This window comes from Pseudomonas sp. GD04091 (assembly GCF_029836165.1).
In the GTDB taxonomy this organism is placed as follows: Bacteria; Pseudomonadota; Gammaproteobacteria; order Pseudomonadales; family Pseudomonadaceae; genus Aquipseudomonas.
This window is the reverse complement of the sequence record NZ_JAOEBG010000009.1, coordinates 1-18,456: the sequence shown is the minus strand read 5'-3', so window position 1 is coordinate 18,456 and position 18,456 is coordinate 1. Positions and strand designations below refer to the sequence as shown.

The following is an 18,456-nucleotide window of genomic DNA, read 5'->3' as shown; positions in this document are numbered from 1 at the left end:
GCTGCGAAGCAGCCCCAGCCTTCTAAAAGCTAAAGAAATTGCTCGGCATAGTGGCAAGCCACCTGCCGCGTACTCACCTGCCGCAACGCCGGTACTTCCTTGGCACAACGCTCGGTGGCATACGGGCAACGCTTGTGGAACGCGCAGCCATCCGGTGGGTTCAACGGATTGGGCAACTCACCGGCAATGCGGATCTTCGGCTTCAGCGGATCCGGGTGGATCGCCGGGGTCGCCGACAACAGCGCCTGGGTATACGGATGCAGCGGCTTTTCGTAGATGTCTTCCTTCGGCCCCATTTCCGCCGGACGCCCCAGGTACATCACCAGCACCTGGTCGGCCACATGGCGTACCACCGCGAGGTTGTGGGAGATGAACACATAGGCGGTGTTGAACTCCTTCTGCAGGTCCATGAACAGGTTCAGCACCTGGGCCTGGATCGACACGTCGAGGGCCGAGGTGGGTTCGTCGGCCACCAGCACCTTCGGTTGCAGCATCATCGCCCGGGCCAGGGCGATACGCTGGCGCTGGCCGCCGGAGAACATGTGCGGATAGCGCTGGTAATGCTCGGGGCGCAGGCCCACCTGCTCCATCATCTTCTGCACTTTCTCGCGGCGTTCGGTCTTGCTCAGCGAAGTGTTGATCAGCAGTGGCTCGGCCAGCTGGTCACCGATCTTCTGGCGCGGGTTGAGCGAGGCGTAGGGGCTCTGGAACACCATCTGCACATCGCGGCGTAGCTGCTTGCGCTGGTCCTTGCTGGCGCCCTTGACCTCATGGCCGGCGATCTGCAGCGAGCCGGAGGACGGCTCCTCGATCAGGGTCAGGGCCCGGGCCAGGGTGGACTTGCCACAACCGGACTCGCCGACCACGGCCAGGGTCTTGCCGGCCTCCAGTTCGAACGACACGCCATTGAGCGCCCGCACCAGGGCGTGGCCCTTGAACAGGCCACGGGAAACTTCGTAGTGGCGGGTCAGTTCACGAGCGGAAAGTACGACGGCCATCACGCCACCTCCTGGTTCAGCGGATAGAAGCAACGCACCAGGCTGTGCGCCTGGGGATCGAGGGCCGGGCGCTGTCGGCGGCAGTTCTCCTGCACATAAGGACAACGTGGCGACAGCAGGCAACCCTGTGGCCGGTCATAGCGGCCGGGGACGATGCCGGGCAGGGTAGCCAGGCGCTCGGCGCCGATGCTGTGCTCGGGGATGGCCGCCAGCAGCGCTTCGCTGTACGGGTGGGCGGGGATGTCGAACAACTCCGGCACCTGGCCGACCTCGACGGCCTGGCCGGCGTACATCACGCACACGCGCCTGGCGGTCTCGGCGACCACGGCCAGGTCGTGGGTGATGAGAATCAGCGCCATGTTGCGCTCTTTCTGCAGGTTGACCAGCAGTTCCATGATCTGCGCCTGGATGGTCACGTCCAGGGCGGTGGTCGGTTCGTCGGCGATCAGCAGTTTCGGCTCGCCGGCGATGGCCATGGCGATCGCCACCCGTTGGCTCATGCCACCGGACAACTGGTGCGGATAGGCGTCCAGGCGGCTTTCGGCTGCCGGAATTTCCACTTTCTTCAGCAGTTCCAGGGCCCGCTGGCGCGCGGCCTTGCCCTTGAGACCGAGGTGCTGGCGCAGCACTTCCTCGATCTGGTAGCCCACGGTGTAGCTGGGGTTGAGCGCGGTCATCGGGTCCTGGAAGACCATGGCGATGTCCTTGCCCACCACCTTGCGTCGCTGGCGGCCGCTGAGCTTGAGCATGTCGGTGCCGTCGAAGTTGAGCACATCGGCGGTGATGCGCCCGGGGGCGTCGATCAGGCCCATCAGGGCCATCATGGTCACCGACTTGCCCGAGCCGGACTCGCCGACGATGGCGAGGATCTCGCCGGCGTCTACATTCAGGTCGAGGCCGTCCACCACGGGCACGGCATTGGCGTCGCCGAAGCGCACGTTCAGGTTGTTGATCTGCAACAGTGACATGGCGGTCTCCTCAGGCGGCGTTCTTGAGTTTCGGGTCCAGCGCGTCGCGCAGGCCGTCGCCCATCAGGTTGATTGCCAGCACACTGAGCAAGATGGTCAGGCCGGGCAGGCTCACCACCCACCAGGCGCGCTCGATGTAGTCGCGGGCCGAGGCCAGCATGGTGCCCCACTCGGGGGTCGGCGGCTGGACGCCAAGGCCGAGGAAGCCCAGGGCGGCGGCGTCGAGGATGGCCGAGGAGAAGCTCAAGGTGGCCTGCACGATCAGCGGCGCCATGCAGTTGGGCAGCACGGTGACGAACATCAGCCGCGGCAGGCCGGCGCCGGCCAGGCGGGCGGCGGTGACGTAGTCACGGTTCAGCTCGCCCATCACCGCGGCGCGGGTCAGGCGTACGTAGGACGGCAGCGAGACGATGGCGATGGCGATCACCGTGTTGATCAGGCCGGGGCCGAGGATGGCGACGATGGCCACGGCCAGCAGCAGCGAGGGCAGGGCCAGCATCACGTCCATCAGGCGCATGATCGAAGGGCCGAGGATCTGCGGGAAGAACCCGGCCAGCAGGCCCATCAGGATGCCCGGGATCAGCGACATCACCACCGACGACAGGCCGATCAGCAGCGACAGGCGGGCGCCCTGGATCAGTCGCGAGAGCAGGTCGCGGCCCAGTTCGTCGGTGCCGAGGATGAACTGCCAGGTACCGCCTTCGAGCCATACCGGTGGCGTGAGCAGGAAGTCGCGGTACTGCTCGCTGGGGTTGTGCGGCGCGACCCAGGGAGCGAACAGGGCGCAGAACACCACCAGGCACATGAAGGCCAGGCCGGCCACCGCGCCCTTGTTGCGCGAGAAGGCGTGCCAGAATTCTTTGTACGGCGAGGGATAGAGCAAGCTTTGGTCGACCGCGCTGGACGGGGTGACGGATTTCGGAATCGGGCTGGTCATGGCGAGGTCCTCAGCGCTGATGACGGATGCGTGGGTTGGCCAGGCCGTAGAGGATGTCCACGACGAAGTTGACCAGGATCACCAGGCAGGCGATCAACAGGATGCCGTTCTGGACCACGGGGTAGTCACGGGCGCCGATGGCTTCGATCAGCCATTTGCCGATGCCCGGCCAGGAGAAGATGGTTTCGGTGAGCACAGCGCCGGCCAGCAGCGTGCCGACCTGCAGGCCGAACACGGTGAGCACCGGGATCAGCGCGTTGCGCAGGCCATGGATGAACACCACGCGGGCGGGCGACAGGCCCTTGGCGCGGGCGGTGCGGATGTAGTCCTCGCGCAGGACTTCGAGCATCGACGAGCGGGTCATTCGGGCGATCACCGCCAGCGGGATGGTACCCAGCACGATGGCCGGCAGGATCAGGTGCATCACCGCGTCCTTGAACGCGCCTTCCTCGTCGCTGAGCAGGGTGTCGATGAGCATGAAGCCGGTCTTCGGCTCGATGTCGTAGAGCAGGTCGATGCGTCCGGAGACCGGCGTCCAGCCGAGGCTCACGGAGAAGAACATGATCAGGATCAGGCCCCACCAGAAGATCGGCATCGAGTAGCCGGCCAGCGAGATGCCCATCACCCCGTGGTCGAACAGCGAGCCGCGCTTGAGCGCGGCGATCACCCCGGCCAGCAGGCCGATCACCCCGGCGAACAGCAGGGCGGCCATGGCCAGTTCGAGGGTGGCGGGGAACAGGGTGAGGAATTCGTTCCACACGCTTTCGCGGGTGCGCAGGGATTCGCCCAGGTCACCTTGGGCGAGCTTGCCGACATAGTCCAGGTACTGGACTGGCAGCGGTTTGTTCAGGCCCAGGCGCTCCATGGCCTGGGCGTGCATCTCGGGGTCGACCCGGCGTTCGCCCATCATCACTTCCACCGGGTCGCCGGGGATCAGGCGTATGAGCGCGAAGGTCAGCAGGGTGATGCCGAAGAAGGTCGGGATCAACAGACCCAGGCGTCGGGCAATAAAACTCAACATTGTCAGGGGTACCTCATCAGCCGGTAACGGCGTGCCGCCGGGGCCTCTTGCAGAAGGTCCGGCGGCTGTTGTTGTTCTACTTCACCTTGGTGGTGGCGAAGTTGTTGTTGGTCAGTGGGTTGATCACATAGCCTTCGACGTTCTCGCGCATGGCGGTGAACATTTTCGGGTGGGCCATGCTGATCCACGGCTGGTCCTCATCGTACACCTTCAATGCCTTGCGATAGAGCTCGGCGCGTTCGCTCTCGACGGTCTTTTGCCGAGCCTCGGTTATCAATGCCTGGAATGTCTCGTTGCACCAGCGTGCATAGTTCTCGCCGCTCTTGACGGCGTCGCAGCTGAGCATCGGGGTCAGGAAGTTGTCCGGGTCGCCGTTGTCGCCGGCCCAGCCCGCCGACACCAGGTCGGCCTCGCCTTTCTTGGCGCGACGCAGCATTTCGGCCCATTCCAGCACGCGGATGTCGAGCTTGATGCCGATCTTGGCCAGGTCCGATTGCAGCATTTCGGCGGACAGGCGCGGGTTGGGATTGGTCGGGCCACCGCCGTTGCGGGTGAACAGGGTGATCACGGTGCCTTCAGGCACGCCGGCTTCCTTGAGCAAGGCACGTGCCTTGTCGAGGTCATGGGGCGGGTTCTTGTTGTCGGTGTTGTAGCCGATCATGGTCGGCGGGTACGGGTTGACCCCGACCAGCGCGTTGCCCTTGCCGAACAGCTGGTCGACGTGGGTCTGGCGGTCGAAGGCCATGTCGATCGCCTTGCGCACGCGCACGTCGCTCAGGTACTTGTGCTCGGTGTTCATGGAGATGTAGCCGGTGACCAGCGCCTCGATCTCGGCGACCTTGAGTTTCGGATCGTTCTTGATGCCCGGCACGTCGTCAGGCTTGGGATAGAGCGCGATCTGGCATTCGTTGGCGCGCAGCTTCTGCAGGCGTACGTTGCTGTCGGTGGCGATGGCGAAGATCAGCGCGTCGGCTGGCGGCTTGCCGCGGAAGTAGTCCGGGTTTGGCTTGTAGCGGACCTGCGCGTCCTTGTTGTAGCGCTGGAAGATGAACGGTCCGGTGCCGATCGGCTTGCTGTTCAGGTCGCCAGTCTTGCCGGCCTTGAGCAGTTGGTCGCCGTACTCGGCGGAGTAGATCGAGGTGAAGGCCATGGCCATGTCGCGCAGGAACGGTGCTTCTGGGCGGGTCAGGGTGATCACCACGGTATTGTCGTCGGTCTTCTCGACCGACTTGAGCAGTTCCTTGAAGGCCATGCTCTCGAAATAGGGGTAGCCGACGCTGGTCTTGTCGTGCCACGGATGGTCTTTTCTCAGCTGCCGGTTAAGGCTCCACAGCACGTCATCGGCGTTGAAGTCGCGAGTGGGCTTGAAGTAGTCGGTGGTGTGGAACTTGACGCCTTTGCGCAGGTGGAAGGTATAGGTCAGCCCGTCATCGCTGATGTCCCAGCGCTCGGCCAGGGCCGGCTGGATGTCGGTGGTGCCAGGCTTGAAGTCGACCAGGCGGTTGAAGATGGCCTCGGCCGTGGCATCGGCGGTGACGGCGGTGGTGTACTGGACGATGTCGAAGCCTTCCGGGCTGGCCTCGGTGCACACCACCAGCGGCTTGGCCGCCAGGTTCGATGCGGCGCCCAGGATGACCGCTGCCAGGGCAGCGCGTAGCGGTAGCGATTTCATGGAACCTCCCTGCAGTGCTAGTTCCAGCGTAGCCGCCACGGCCCGTGGGGTGTCGGGCCGTGGCGCCAACGGTCAGAGGATGTTGAACGGAATGGTGGTGACGATACGCAGCTCGTCCAGGCTGCCGTCGGCCTGGGCCTTGCTGGCGCGGTGCGCGGTGTAGGTGGCGCGGATGCTGGTGTCCTTGAGCATGCCGCTCTGTACCGCGTAGCTGGTGCCGATGCCCCACTCGTAATGGGTTTCGCCGTCCATGCCCCTCACGTCATAGGCGCTGCCCTTGTAGTGGGTGCCGTCGATGCCCCAGCCGCGAGCGTTGTACAGGTTGAACTTCAGGCCCGGCACGCCATAGGCGGCCATGTTCAGCACGTAGCTGATCTGCAGGGATTTCTCGTTCGGGCCGTTGAAGTCCGAGAGCAGGGAGTTGGCCAGGTAGATGCCGTTGGTTTCATGCAGGTAGTCGAAGTACTCGTTGCCGTTGACCTGCTGCCAGGAGGCGGTGAGCGTGTGGGCCTGGTGGGTCAGGCCGAACGACAGGCTGTAGGTGTCGTTGTCGATCTCGCCCATCTTCTTGCTGCCTTCGTCCACGGTCTTGTAGTAGTTCAGACCGGTGGTCAGGCTCAGCACCGCGCTGTCGCCCAGTACATGGTTGGCGCCGAAGTAGTACTGGTTCCAGAAGTCGTCGACCTTGGTGGCGTAGAGGCTGGTGGTCAGGCTCTTGAGCGGCTGGTAATTGATACCGGCGGTGCTGGCGCGGTCGGTCTCGACGCCGGCGGCGCCGTATTCGCTGCGGAACTTGCTCAGGCTCTGTTCGCTACGCGGCGAGACGCGGTCGAAGGTGCCGAGGTCGAACGACAGGTTGTCGAATTCGGCGCTGTGCAGGAACGCGCCCTGGAAGCTCGACGGCAGCGCACGGTTGCCGATGTAGGCGATCATCGGGGTATCGACCGACTGGCGGCCGACGGTGAGCGTGGTGTTGGAGACGCGGGCCTTGACGTTGCCCAGGCCCATCTTGCTCCACTGGCCGATCGGGTCGCCGTCGCTGTGGGTCAGCGTGCGGTTGTTCGGACCGGCGACGGCCGCGCGCCCCTGCTCGAGGGCGATGGCGTTGTAGGCCGCGGCCTCGACCGCGAAGCCCACGGTGCCCTCGGTGAAGCCCGAGCTGTAGTTGAGAATGGTGCCTTGCACCCAGTTGTCACGGCTGTGGGTGTCGTGGCGGGTGCCGTCGCTCTTGTAGTACTTCCACAATGGCGCACGGGTGGCGCGCTCGCGGGCATACCAGTTGCGGGTGGTGCCGGACAGGCTCTGGCCGTCGATGAAGCCTTTGGCCTCGGCCTGTTCGCTGCTGGATTTGAGGGTGACGGGGACGAAGTCCTGGCTCACGGGCTCGGCCTGGGCGAGGGCGCTGAATGCGCCGACGGACAAAGCCAGTGCGGTGGTTTTCAAACGTCTCAAGATAAAAGCTCCCTTTCTATTTTTTTAGTTATCACCCGGGCCTCGTGGGCCGGGCTTGTGACGGTGACGCGGTACTGCAAGTGTTTGCCTTGGGGTCGCCAGGCAAATCCGGGCTGCACGGGAGCGCGGGAGTGGGTCGCACTCCCGGCCGCGCGGTGCAGGGTCAATCGATGCTGACGTCGGAGAAAACGTTGCGTCCGAAGGGGCTGACCTTGAAGTCCTTCACCTTGATGCTGAGGGGCTGGTTCACCGTGGAGTGGGCCACCGGTGTGATGGGAACCTGTTGCTTGAGGCGTTGCTGGGCCTGCTGGTAGAGCGCGGTGCGCTGGTTTCGATCAGTGATCTGCTTGGCTTGCTTGACCAGGCCGTCGTACTGGGTGTCGCACCACAGCGAGTAGTTGTTGCTGCCGATGGCGTCGCAGCTGAACAGGGTGCCCAGCCAGTTGTCCGGGTCGCCGTTGTCGCCGGTCCAGCCGATCAGGGCGATATCGTGTTCGCCGTTCTTCATGCGCTTGAGGTATTCGCCCCACTCGTAGCTGACGATGCGCACCTTGAATCCGAGCTTGCTCCAGTCGGACTGGAGCATTTCGGCCATGAGCTTGGCATTGGGGTTGTAGGGACGCTGGACCGGCATGGCCCACAGGGTGATCTCGGTGCCGTCCTTGACGCCGGCCTGCTTGAGCAGTTGCTTGGCTTTTTCCGGGTCGAAGGGCGCGTCCTTGATCGACTCGTCGTAGGACCACTGGGTCGGCGGCATGGCGTTCGACGCGGACTGGCCGGCGTCCTGGTAGACCGCCTGGATGATCGCCTGCTTGTTCACCGCCATGTCCATGGCCTGGCGCACTTCCAGACGGTCGAACGGCGGGTGCTGCGTGTTGTAGGCGATGTAGCCGAGGTTGAAGCCGGGCTGCGTCATCACCTGCAGCTGCTTGTCGGCCTTGAGCGCAGGCAGGTCGGCGGGGCGTGGGTGCAGGGTGACCTGGCATTCGTTCTTGCGCAGCTTCTGGATACGTACCGAGGGGTCGACGTTGATGGAGAAGATCAGGTTGTCGATCTTCACCCGGTCAGGGGCCCAGTAGTCCTTGTTGCCCTTGAAGCGGATCTGCGAGTCCTTCTGATAGCGCTGGAACACGAACGGACCGGTGCCGATCGGCTTCTGGTTGATGTCGCTGGGCTTGCCGCTGGCCAGCAGGTGATCGGCGTATTCGGCGGAGAGGATCGAGGCGAAGGCCATGGCGATGTTCTGGATGAATGCGGCATCGACCGTGTTCAGGCTGAACTTCACGGAGTGGTCATCGACCTTCTCGACCTTGGCGATGTTCTTGTCCAGCCCCATGCTGACGAAGTACGGGAACTCGGTGGGGTAGGCCTTGCGGAAGGGATGGTCCTTGTCGAGCATGCGGTTGAAGGTGAACAGCACGTCGTCGGCGTTGAACTCACGGCTCGGCTTGAAATAGCTGGTGGTATGGAACTTCACGCCTTCGCGCAGGTGGAAGGTGTAGGTCTTGCCGTCTTCGGAAACGTCCCACTTGGTGGCCAGGCCCGGCTGCACGGCGGTGCCGCCGCGCTCGAACTCGACCAGCCGGTTGTAGATTGGTTCGGCGGCGTCGTTGTCGGTAGCCGCAGTGTACTGGGCGGTGTCGAAGCCCGCCGGGCTGCCCTCGGAGCAGAACACGAGGTTGTTGGCGAGGCTCAGCGGAGCTTGGCTCAGCAGGCCGAGGGCAAGCAGGGTGGAACACAGCGTGGTAAGGCGCATGGCAGGTCCTTTGTCCATATATTCAGGCCGCGACAGGCAAAACGCGGCTGCGGCATCCCGGCCCTGACGATAGAAGCGCCAGGATGCGGGAGCCAAGGTTCAGCTACTGGTATGGGTGCGAGAGCATTCTGGCGAGCGTGAAGGAATTGCCTTACGTATCGCCCGGTCGTGTCACCGTCCCGCCGAAAGTCGCTCCGGCAGGACGATCACGGCCGTTACTTGTCCACGCTGACCCCGTAGAAGGAGTTCAGGCCGAAGGGGCTGATCTTGAAGTCCTTCACTTTCGTGCTCATAGGCTGATACACGGTGGAGTGGGCGATGGGGGTCATCGGCACCTGCTCCTTGAGGATATGTTGCGCCTGCTTGTACAGCTCGGTGCGCTTGGCCTGGTCGGAAGTCGCCTTGGCTTGCTTGATCAGGTCGTCGTAGGGCTTGTAGCACCATTTGGAGAAGTTGTTGCCGTCCATTGCGTCGCAGCCGAACAGGGTGCCCAGCCAGTTGTCCGGGTCACCGTTGTCGCCGCTCCAGCCGATCAGCATGGCACCTTGTTCGCCGCCCTTGGAGCGCTTGATGTACTCACCCCATTCGTAGCTGACGATCTTGGCGTTGATGCCGATCTTCTTCCAGTCGGACTGGAGCATCTCGGCCATCAGCTTGGCGTTGGGGTTGTAGGGGCGCTGTACCGGCATGGCCCACAAGGTGATCTCGGTGCCTTCCTTGATGCCGGCCTCCTTGAGCAGCTGCTTGGCTTTCTCCGGATCGTACTTGGCGTCCTTGACGGTGGTGTCGTAGGACCACTGGGTCGGCGGCATGGCATTGACGGCCAGCTGCCCCGCGCCCTGGTACACCGACTCGATGATCTGCGGCTTGTTGACGGCCATGTCCAGCGCCTGGCGAACCTTGAGCTGGCTCAACGGGTTGGGCTCGTTGCTGCCCTTGAGTTTGTCCATCACGTTGTAGGCGATGTAGCCGAGGTTGAAACCGGCCTGGTCCGGCATCTTCAGCTTCGGATCCTGCTTGAGCGGCGCGATGTCGGCCGGGCGCGGGAACAGGGTGACCTGGCACTCGTCCTTCTTGAGCTTCTGCATGCGCACCGAGGCGTCGGTGCTGATGGCGAAGATCAGGGTGTCGATTTTCACGTCCTCGGGCTTCCAGTAGTCCTTGTTGCCGGTGTAGCGGATGTTCGAGTCTTTCTGGTAGCTCTTGAACACGAACGGGCCGGTGCCGATCGGCTTCTGGTTGATGTCGGCGGCCTTGCCCTGCTTGAGCAGCTGGTCGGCGTATTCGGCCGACTGGATCGAGGCGAAGCTCATGGCCAGGTTCTGGATGAACGCGGCATCGACCTCGTTGAGGGTGAACTTCACGGTGTGGTCATCGACCTTTTCGACCTGGGCGATGTTCTTGTCCATGCCCATGTCGGTGAAGTACGGGAACTCGGTGGGGTAGGCCTTGCGGAAGGGGTGGTTCTTGTCGAGCATGCGGTTGAAGGTGAACAGCACGTCGTCGGCGTTGAATTCACGGCTCGGCTTGAAATAGCTGGTGGTATGGAACTTCACGCCTTCGCGCAGGTGGAAGGTGTAGGTCTTGCCGTCGTCGGAAACGTCCCAGCGGGTAGCCAGGCCTGGCGTCACCGCGGTACCGCCGCGCTCGAACTGGCTCAGGCGGTTGAACATGGTTTCGGCGGAGGCGTCGAAGTCGGTTCCGGTGGTGTACTGGCCCGGGTCGAAACCGGCTGGGCTGCCTTCGGAGCAGAACACCAGACTGGTCGCGGCGTGGGTGAGCGGTGCGCCAGCCAGCAAGCCTGCGCTTACCAGGAACGGAATGACTGCGTGTTTGAGCATGGTGGCCTCATTTTTTGTCATTTTTCGAATTGAGGCGGCCTCGTGAGCCGACCTGCGGATACTTATGCAGGGGGTGTTCCCAATGCAACACTCAGCAGGATGGTTGGCGCCAAAAATGTGGTACGGACGTACATGGATGTCGCATCCGTATAACTTTGGCGAATGTTGATCGTTTGCGGGGGCGATTAGCGCGAAATTTTCAAGATATTTCGAACTTTATGTGACAAGTGGATGCACCCATTTGGTGCGTAGGAAAGGGCTGAAACTGCTGTCCGAGACGGTTTTGACCGCCTCGGACATCCAGTTGGAGGTGTCAGGGAACCTGGACCTCGATCAGGCCATCGGCACTCATGCTGACTTCGCTGGTGCCGGCCTCGATATCTGGTGCCGGCGCCGCTTCGTCGGCGGCCTTGGCCATCATCGCCATGGGGGCGCCGCGCAGGTACGGGCGAGGGTAGCCGCTGCTGTTGAGGTTCAGGCTCACCACCTTGTAGCCCTTGCCGCCGAGGGCCTCGGTAGCCAGCTGGGCGCGGGCCTTGAACGCGGCGACGGCGTCCTTGAGCAGTTCGTCCTCGTTGGACTTGCGGGTGGCCGGGGCGATGGAGAAGTCCATGCCGCCCATCTTCAAGTCCTGCAGCAGTTCGCCGGTGAGCTTGGACAGGGCCGGGAAATCGGCGCTTTCCAGGCGCAGCTCGGCGCGCTCGCGCCAGCCGGTGATCTTCTGGCCTTTGGTGTCGTAGATGGGGTAGCTGTTACGGCTGCCCTGGCTGATCTTCACGTCCTTGACCTGGCGCGCCTGCTGCACGGCCTTGTTCATGGTCTCGGTGATCTCTTTGGCGAGCTTGCCCGGGTCGCTGTTCTGGGCTTCGCTGTACAGGGTCACGACCATCAGGTCGCGAGCCACTTCCTTGCTGACTTCGGCGCGCAGCGAAACCTGGTTGTAGCGCGGCTCGTCGGCCGCCAGGGCAGGCAGGCTGGCGAGCATGCCGCAGGACAGGGCAACGGCGGCGGCACCGCGACGGGGAATGTGCATGGTGGAGCTCCTTGGCAGTGAATGGCGTGGCGTCGAGCCCACGCATGGCCGATCAGACCGGGAACAGTGTAGTGGGTTCAAGAGTGCCATCATGAATCTGTGACAAAGTGTGGCGCTTTGCCGCAGCGCTGCAGCGAAGCGCCTGGCTTCGGTATACTCCAGCCGATTTTCCTGGAGCACTCATTGGGAGAGCTCATGCTCGCCGCCGTACATCCGTTGTCCGCCACACGCCAGAACCTCTGGCGCCTGACCTTCATCCGTATCCTCGTCCTGGCGGCCCAGGCCGGCTCCGTGGGCGTGGCCTACTGGACCGAGCTGCTGCCGCTGCCGTGGTTCTCGCTGGCGGTGACCCTGGCCCTGTCGTCGCTGCTGTGCGCGTTCACCGCCTTGCGCCTGCGCCTGTCGTTGCCGGTCACCGAGCTCGAGTACGCCCTGCAGCTGGCCTGCGACCTGCTGATTCACAGTGCCCTGCTTTATTACTCGGGCGGCTCGACCAACCCCTTCGTGTCTTATTACCTGGTGCCGCTGGCGATCGCCGCGGTCACGCTGCCTTGGCTCTATTCCCTGGTGCTCTCGGGGATCGCCCTGGTGGCCTACAGCCTGTTGCTGGTGCAGTACTACCCGTTGGAAACGCTGCCACTGGCGCGCGATACCATGCAGGTCTACGGCATGTGGCTGAGCATCGCCCTGGCCGCTGCGGTGATCACCTTCTTCGCCGCGCGCATGGCCGAGGAGTTACGCCGTCAGGAGAACCTGCGCGCCGAACGCCGTGAAGAAAGCCTGCGCGACGAGCAACTGCTGGCCGTGGCCACCCAGGCCGCTGGCGCCGCCCATGAGCTGGGCACGCCGCTGGCGACCATGAGCGTGCTGCTCAACGAGATGCGCCAGGATCATGCCGATCCTCTGTTGCAGGAGGACCTGCAGATCCTCCAGGACCAGGTCAAGCTGTGCAAGGAGACCTTGCAGCAACTGGTGCGCGCCGCCGAGGCCAATCGGCGCCTGGCGATCGTCGAGCAGGATGTCACCGCCTGGCTCGACGAAGCGCTCAACCGCTGGCACCTGATGCGCCCGGAAGCCAGCTACCGTTTCCAGCGCCTGCGCGACGGCGTGGTGCCGCGCCTGACGCCGCCACCGGACCTGACCCAGGCCCTTTTGAACCTGTTGAACAACGCCGCCGATGCCTGCCCGGACGACCTGGAGGTGCGCCTGGACTGGGACGCCCAGGATATCGTCATCAGCATCCGCGACCATGGCCCGGGCGTGCCGCCGGCCATCGCCGAGGCAATCGGCAAACCTTTCATTACCACCAAGGGCAAAGGCTTCGGCCTGGGCCTGTTCTTGAGCAAGGCCAGCGTGACGCGTGCGGGCGGTTCGGTGAAACTCTATAGTCATGAGCAGGGTGGCACCCTGACCGAATTGCGCCTGCCCCATGGCAAGCGAGGAGATGCATGATGAGCGAAGAAAACCAGGTCGAAGGCGAAGAACTGCCGCACCTGCTGCTGGTGGATGACGACGCCACCTTTACCCGGGTGATGGCGCGGGCCATGGCCCGTCGCGGGTTTCGGGTCAGCACGGCGGGTTCGGCCGAGGAAGGTTTGAAACTGGCGGAGCAGGACCTGCCGGACTACGCCACGCTGGACCTGAAGATGGAAGGCGACTCGGGCCTGGTGCTGCTGCCCAAGCTGCTGGAACTGGACCCGGAGATGCGCGTGGTGATCCTGACCGGCTACTCGAGCATCGCCACCGCGGTCGAAGCGGTCAAGCGCGGGGCCTGCAACTACCTGTGCAAGCCGGCGGACGCCGATGACGTGCTGGCGGCGCTGCTCTCGGAGCACACCGACCTGGATACCCTGGTGCCGGAAAACCCGATGTCGGTGGATCGCCTGCAGTGGGAACATATCCAGCGGGTACTGGGTGAGCACGAGGGCAACATCTCCGCGACGGCGCGGGCGTTGGGCATGCACCGACGCACGCTGCAGCGCAAGCTGCAGAAGCGCCCGGTGCGGCGCTGACGTCCACTGGGGTCGCTGCGCGCCCCCATCGCCGGCAAGCCGGCTCCCACAAGGATCACCGATGCCCTGTGGGAGCCGGCTTGCCGGCGAAAGGGCCACGCAGTGGCCCCAGCGTTCTATCAGGCTTTCCCTCCCGAGCGGTCAACGCGCACCGCCAGCTGTCCTGCCCCCGATGGTGCCTCGAACGCCACCTGCCCCCCTGCCGGCACTTTCGCCCGGCCAATCACCTTGCCGGCCCGCAGCAATTCCAGCGGCATGCCTTCCATCGACTGGCCCGAAGCCAGCTCCAGCTTGATCCTGATAGTCATCTGTGACCTCCTTGTCACGCGTTGCGATCGATATAAGTGCTTGCCAGGCCATCCAGGCTGGCGATCAGTTCCGGCGAACCACCGCGGAACTGGCGGAACAGGTTGCGTCCACGCTGGTTGCCGTCCACTGGCACCTGCACGCTCGGGTGGAACTGGTCGGTCAGTTCGGCGTAGGCGCTCCATGGGCCGATGTACGACTCGTTGAGCTGTTCGGCAACACTGAAGGCGTAGCGCACGGCGTTGCCGCGCTGCCAGTTGAGCCCATCGGGTTCGTGGCTGTGCCAACCGCCGATCGTCGGCGACACCGACGGCGCCTCGATGAAACCGGTGGGCTTGTTCGGCTTGTAGTCCTTGAGCAGCAGGTAGGTGCTCCAGCCCCACCAGTCGCTGGTGCGCTGACGGTCGTTGAGGTCGTTGACATCCTTGCGTCGCAACACCGTCTTGCCGTCCTGGAAATACAGCGGGGCGAAGTTGCCCGGCAGCAGATCCTGTTCGGCGGCACGCAGATCCGGTGCCAGGCGCAGGGCTGCATAGTCCTTGGCCTGGGGCACGCGACCTTCGGCGAAGGCCTGGAACACCTCGTCGGCAGAACGTTGCACGGCTCGGCCCACCTGACGACGGTTGGCCACGTCGACACTGTCGAAATAGCGCTTGTCGCCATAGGCGCGCCATTGTTCACCCTCGGCATTGCGCACGGCGAGGCCGTACTTGCTGTCCTCGTCATGCATGAAGCGCGAGATCAGCGAGCCGACATCGCTCGGCGTGACGGTGTCGGCCAGCGCTTTGCGCGGCACCCGCAGATGTCCGGCGGAGAACAGGTCGGTGAGGAAGTGGTCGGCGAAGGCATTCATCGCATAGGCCAGTTGCAGGTCGCGTTCCTCGCCGCTGGCGCGGGCCTTCAGCGCCTGCTGCAGGGCCGCGGCGTGGCCGGCCTGGTAGGCCAGCAGCGCCCAGGGGCCGAAGTGGTCCCAGTTGCTGGCGGCCAGTTTCAGGTAGCGGCCCAGGGGGAACAGGTCGGATGCGAAGCTGCCGCCGCCGGTGATACGGTTCCAGCGCGCCGACAGGCTGTCACCCAGCGCGTCGTAGGCCTCGTGTGGCTGGCGGCCATCCTTGATGGCCTGGTTGGCGGCCGCGATTTCTTCCTGCATCACCGCCAGGATCTGCTCGGCTTCGGACTTGGCTGCCGGCAGGCGGGCAAGGGAGTCGAACGCCTGGCCGAAGCGCGCGATCCGCTCGGCATCGTTGGCGCCATCGGCGATGGGGCGGTCCGGCAGGCCGTAGAAATCACCTCCCAGGGCGATCACCTGGCCGTAGGTCAGGTTCAGGCCGTTGGGCAGCGGCAGTGGCGCCTGGTGGGCCAGGACACCCGGCTGGCCCGGTTCGAAGCGCAGCAGGGTGTTGTCACCGATGGCGGTGTGTTCACCGCCTTCGAAGAACAGCTCCGGGGCGTGGCTTGTCGGTTTGCCGCCGGTTGGCGGCACGGAGAAGCGATGGTACTTGAGGGTGTGGTGGCCGTGCATGACCAGCACCAGGTGGCTGTCGGGGCCGGGCAGGGCGACGCCCTGAGCTTCGAACAGCTGATCGAGGTCGGCGACCACCAGCGTGGCCTGGGCCGTGGAGGCCGCAGGCGCAGTTTGCATTCCTGACATGATTTGCTCCTTGCAATGTCGGGATAATCCATTTTCATACTGTATGTATATACAGTAATCGTCATCATAATCAGGAAATTTCCTACGTCAAGGTCTCTTTGTGCTGGCAACTGGCACCTGTGGCGGGCGCAAGCCCCCGGCAGTCACGTATGATTGCCCCCCTAACGGCAATTCTCAGGATCGCGTTGCATGCTCGCCCTTCTCATCCAGACACTGAACATCACGGCCCCTGTGTTCGCCATGCTGTTCATGGGCGTGCTGCTCAAGCGCATCCGCTTGACCGACGACAACTTCAACCGGGTCGCCTCCAAGCTGGTATTCAACGTATGCATGCCGGCGCTGCTGTTCCTCGGCATCTATCACGCCGACCTGGCGACGGCGGTGCAGCCCGGCGTCATCCTCTACTTCGTGTTCGCCACCCTGGCGTGCTTCGGCCTTGCCTGGGGCCTGGCGATCTGGCGCTGCCCACGGGCGGACCGGGGCATCTACACCCAGGGCGCGTTTCGCGGCAACAACGGCGTGATCGGCCTGGCCCTGGCGGCCAGCCTCTATGGTGACTACGGTATCTCCCTCGGCGCGGTGCTGGCCGGGCTGGTGATCCTCATGTACAACTCGCTGTCGGCGGTGGTGCTGGCGGTGTACAGCCCGGACCTGAAGTCCGATCCGTGGAGCATCTGCAAGAGCATCTTCAGCAACCCGTTGATCATCAGCGTGCTGGTGGCCACGCCCATGGCCTATGGCCAGGTGCCGCTGCCCAACTGGCTGCTGACGTCCGGCGACTACCTGGCGCAGATGACCCTGCCGCTGGCGCTGATCTGCATCGGTGGCACCTTGTCGCTGGCGGCGCTGCGCGACAGCGGTCGGCTGGCTGTCGACGTCAGCCTGGTGAAGATGGTCTGGTTACCGCTGCTGGGCACGCTGGGCGCCTGGCTGTGCGGCTTTCGCGGCGCCGAGCTGGGCATCCTGTTCCTTTACATCGCCAGCCCCACTGCGGCGGCCAGCTATGTGATGGCGCGGGAGGCCAACGGCAACCACGAGCTGGCGGCATCGATCATCGTGATCACTACACTGATGGCGGCGATCACCACCAACGTCGGGATTTTCTTCTTGCAATGGGGTGGCTGGATCTAGCCCATTGCGAGCAAAACCAATAACACTGCCACACCTAAAGGACACTTCATGCAAGACCAGAGCACGCCCGAGCGCTTGCAGCGCGGGCTGAAGAATCGCCATATCCAGCTGATCGCGCTGGGCGGTGCCATCGGCACCGGGCTGTTCCTGGGCATCGCCCAGACCATCCAGCTGGCCGGCCCCTCGGTGCTGCTGGGGTACGCCATCGCCGGCCTGATGGCCTTCCTGATCATGCGTCAGCTCGGCGAGATGGTGGTCGAGGAACCGGTCGCCGGCAGTTTCAGTCACTTCGCCCACCAGTACTGGAGCGAGTTCGCCGGTTTCGTCTCGGGCTGGAACTACTGGGTGGTGTACGTGCTGGTCGGCATGGCCGAGCTCACCGCGGTGGGCATCTATGTGCAGTACTGGTGGCCGGACTTCCCGACCTGGGCCACGGCGGCGATCTTCTTCGTGGTCATCAACGCCATCAACCTGACCCAGGTGAAGGTGTATGGCGAAATGGAGTTCTGGTTCGCCCTGGTCAAGGTGGTGGCGATCGTCAGCATGATCGGCTTCGGCGCCTGGCTGCTGACCAGCGGCCACGGCGGGCCGGATGCCAGCGTCGCCAACCTCTGGCAGTACGGCGGTTTCTTCCCCAATGGCGTGACCGGGCTGATCATGGCCCTGGCGGTGATCATGTTCTCCTTCGGCGGCCTGGAGCTGGTGGGCATCACTGCCGCCGAAGCCGCCAACCCGCGCGAGAGCATCCCCAAGGCGACCAACCAGGTGGTCTATCGCATCCTGATCTTCTACATCGGCGCGCTGGCCGTGCTGCTGTCGCTGTACCCGTGGCAGAAGGTGGTGCAGGGCGGCAGCCCGTTCGTGATGATCTTCCACGAGCTCGATAGCGACCTGGTGGCCACCATCCTCAACGTCGTGGTGCTGACCGCCGCGTTGTCGGTCTACAACAGCTGCGTGTATGCCAACAGCCGCATGCTGTTCGGCCTGGCCACGCAGGGCGATGCGCCGCGCCAGCTGCTCAAGGTCAGCCGTCGTGGCGTGCCGCTCACCGCACTGGGCGTGTCGGCCTTCGCCACCGGCCTGTGCGTGTTGATCAACTACCTGATGCCGGGCGAGGCCTTCGGTCTGCTGATGGCCCTGGCCGTGTCGGCGCTGGTGATCAACTGGGCGAGCATCAGCATCACCCACCTGAAGTTCCGCAAGGCCAAGCTGGCGGCCGGCATCCAGCCGTTCTACCGCAGCCTCGGGCATCCGCTGACCAACTACCTGTGCCTGGCGTTCATCGTGCTGATCCTGGTGGTGATGTACCTGACCCCGCCGATCCGCATCTCGGTGATGCTGATTCCGGCGTGGATTGCTGTGTTGTGGGTGGCGTTCCGGATGAAGAAGGCGCGGCAGGCCTGATTTGATCCAGTTCGGTTTCGGGATGTTCATGGCGTCCTGAAACCGAGCAGGCTTGGATGGCGTATTGATGGTCATTCAAGTCTGTTTTCAATCTCTCGGTTGTCATCGCAGGCAGTCAATATATTGCCAGCTGTCTAATCTCCAACTTCGCATCTATTGATCTTGATCTTGATCTTGCTTCTAAGTGCGCGATAGTTCAGGCAACGCCAATTGCGACTTCAGGAGGCCGAGCGGAGTTCTTGCGAAGGGAGGTGACGGGCATGGATGCCCGTCA

15 protein-coding genes are annotated in these 18,456 nt (G+C 63.9%); 4 read left to right on the top strand and 11 right to left on the bottom strand.

What is annotated here, in order from left to right; translation table 11 throughout:
- Positions 1-29: 29 nt before the first annotated feature.
- The 9 genes from N7422_RS13185 to N7422_RS13145 form a co-directional block, all read right to left on the bottom strand.
- Entirely contained in the window at positions 30-998 is a 969-nt protein-coding gene (locus N7422_RS13185) for an ABC transporter ATP-binding protein (RefSeq protein WP_279806955.1), read from the bottom strand.
- Complete coding sequence (locus tag N7422_RS13180; RefSeq protein WP_279806954.1) at positions 998-1,966, bottom strand: ABC transporter ATP-binding protein; 969 nt, start codon at positions 1,964-1,966, stop codon at positions 998-1,000. The genes N7422_RS13185 and N7422_RS13180 overlap by 1 nt, the downstream gene beginning before the upstream one ends.
- 10 nt (positions 1,967-1,976) lie before the next feature.
- Positions 1,977-2,903: an ABC transporter permease subunit gene (locus tag N7422_RS13175; protein ID WP_279806953.1), complete on the bottom strand. Its 927-nt coding sequence runs from the start codon at positions 2,901-2,903 to the stop codon at positions 1,977-1,979.
- 10 nt (positions 2,904-2,913) lie between these two features.
- Positions 2,914-3,924, bottom strand: a complete 1,011-nt coding sequence (locus N7422_RS13170) for an ABC transporter permease subunit (protein WP_279806952.1) — start codon at positions 3,922-3,924, stop codon at positions 2,914-2,916.
- A 76-nt stretch (positions 3,925-4,000) separates the two neighbouring features.
- A complete protein-coding gene (locus tag N7422_RS13165; RefSeq protein WP_279806951.1) occupies positions 4,001-5,596 on the bottom strand; it encodes an ABC transporter substrate-binding protein in 1,596 nt (531 codons plus the stop codon).
- Positions 5,597-5,668: 72 nt separating this feature from the next.
- Positions 5,669-7,048, bottom strand: coding sequence for an OprD family porin (locus N7422_RS13160; protein ID WP_279806950.1), 1,380 nt, complete (start codon positions 7,046-7,048; stop codon positions 5,669-5,671).
- A 163-nt stretch (positions 7,049-7,211) separates the two neighbouring features.
- Complete coding sequence (locus N7422_RS13155; protein ID WP_279806949.1) at positions 7,212-8,804, bottom strand: ABC transporter substrate-binding protein; 1,593 nt, start codon at positions 8,802-8,804, stop codon at positions 7,212-7,214.
- Positions 8,805-9,019: 215 nt separating this feature from the next.
- Entirely contained in the window at positions 9,020-10,666 is a 1,647-nt protein-coding gene (locus N7422_RS13150; RefSeq protein ID WP_279806948.1) for an ABC transporter substrate-binding protein, read from the bottom strand.
- 292 nt (positions 10,667-10,958) lie between these two features.
- A complete protein-coding gene (locus N7422_RS13145) occupies positions 10,959-11,678 on the bottom strand; it encodes an SIMPL domain-containing protein (protein WP_279806947.1) in 720 nt (239 codons plus the stop codon).
- Between the two features lie 195 nt (positions 11,679-11,873).
- Between N7422_RS13145 and N7422_RS13140 the strand changes: the two genes are divergently transcribed.
- Both N7422_RS13140 and N7422_RS13135 read left to right on the top strand, forming a co-directional pair.
- On the top strand, positions 11,874-13,130 hold the full coding sequence (locus N7422_RS13140) for an ATP-binding protein (RefSeq protein ID WP_279806946.1): 1,257 nt from the start codon (positions 11,874-11,876) through the stop codon (positions 13,128-13,130).
- On the top strand, positions 13,130-13,690 hold the full coding sequence (locus N7422_RS13135) for a response regulator transcription factor (RefSeq protein WP_194789012.1): 561 nt from the start codon (positions 13,130-13,132) through the stop codon (positions 13,688-13,690). Before N7422_RS13140 ends, N7422_RS13135 begins: the two co-directional genes overlap by 1 nt.
- Positions 13,691-13,809: 119 nt before the next feature.
- Here N7422_RS13135 and N7422_RS13130 read toward each other — a convergent pair whose 3' ends face one another.
- On the bottom strand, positions 13,810-13,998 hold the full coding sequence (locus N7422_RS13130; protein ID WP_279806945.1) for a hypothetical protein: 189 nt from the start codon (positions 13,996-13,998) through the stop codon (positions 13,810-13,812).
- Positions 13,999-14,012: 14 nt separating this feature from the next.
- Entirely contained in the window at positions 14,013-15,647 is a 1,635-nt protein-coding gene (locus tag N7422_RS13125) for a phospholipase (protein ID WP_279806944.1), read from the bottom strand.
- A 189-nt stretch (positions 15,648-15,836) separates the two neighbouring features.
- Here N7422_RS13125 and N7422_RS13120 point away from each other — a divergent pair, with 189 nt between their 5' ends.
- Positions 15,837-16,778 carry an AEC family transporter gene (locus tag N7422_RS13120; protein ID WP_279806943.1) on the top strand — a complete coding sequence of 314 codons (942 nt, stop codon included), beginning with the start codon at positions 15,837-15,839 and terminating at the stop codon, positions 16,776-16,778.
- 48 nt (positions 16,779-16,826) lie between these two features.
- Entirely contained in the window at positions 16,827-18,182 is a 1,356-nt protein-coding gene (locus tag N7422_RS13115) for an amino acid permease (protein ID WP_279806942.1), read from the top strand.
- The last annotated feature ends 274 nt before the right edge of the window (positions 18,183-18,456 follow it).

What these genes read in the sequence shown, in the direction of transcription:
- N7422_RS13185 (WP_279806955.1), bottom strand. Translation starts at nt 998, where the DNA reads ATGGCCGTCGTACTTTCCGCTCGTGAACTGACCCGCCACTACGAAGTT.
- N7422_RS13180 (WP_279806954.1), bottom strand. Translation starts at nt 1,966, where the DNA reads ATGTCACTGTTGCAGATCAACAACCTGAACGTGCGCTTCGGCGACGCC.
- N7422_RS13175 (WP_279806953.1), bottom strand. Translation starts at nt 2,903, where the DNA reads ATGACCAGCCCGATTCCGAAATCCGTCACCCCGTCCAGCGCGGTCGAC.
- N7422_RS13170 (WP_279806952.1), bottom strand. Translation starts at nt 3,924, where the DNA reads ATGTTGAGTTTTATTGCCCGACGCCTGGGTCTGTTGATCCCGACCTTC.
- N7422_RS13165 (WP_279806951.1), bottom strand. Translation starts at nt 5,596, where the DNA reads ATGAAATCGCTACCGCTACGCGCTGCCCTGGCAGCGGTCATCCTGGGC.
- N7422_RS13155 (WP_279806949.1), bottom strand. Translation starts at nt 8,804, where the DNA reads ATGCGCCTTACCACGCTGTGTTCCACCCTGCTTGCCCTCGGCCTGCTG.
- N7422_RS13150 (WP_279806948.1), bottom strand. Translation starts at nt 10,666, where the DNA reads ATGACAAAAAATGAGGCCACCATGCTCAAACACGCAGTCATTCCGTTC.
- N7422_RS13145 (WP_279806947.1), bottom strand. Translation starts at nt 11,678, where the DNA reads ATGCACATTCCCCGTCGCGGTGCCGCCGCCGTTGCCCTGTCCTGCGGC.
- N7422_RS13140 (WP_279806946.1), top strand. Translation starts at nt 11,874, where the DNA reads ATGCTCGCCGCCGTACATCCGTTGTCCGCCACACGCCAGAACCTCTGG.
- N7422_RS13135 (WP_194789012.1), top strand. Translation starts at nt 13,130, where the DNA reads ATGAGCGAAGAAAACCAGGTCGAAGGCGAAGAACTGCCGCACCTGCTG.
- N7422_RS13130 (WP_279806945.1), bottom strand. Translation starts at nt 13,998, where the DNA reads ATGACTATCAGGATCAAGCTGGAGCTGGCTTCGGGCCAGTCGATGGAA.
- N7422_RS13125 (WP_279806944.1), bottom strand. Translation starts at nt 15,647, where the DNA reads ATGTCAGGAATGCAAACTGCGCCTGCGGCCTCCACGGCCCAGGCCACG.
- N7422_RS13120 (WP_279806943.1), top strand. Translation starts at nt 15,837, where the DNA reads ATGCTCGCCCTTCTCATCCAGACACTGAACATCACGGCCCCTGTGTTC.
- N7422_RS13115 (WP_279806942.1), top strand. Translation starts at nt 16,827, where the DNA reads ATGCAAGACCAGAGCACGCCCGAGCGCTTGCAGCGCGGGCTGAAGAAT.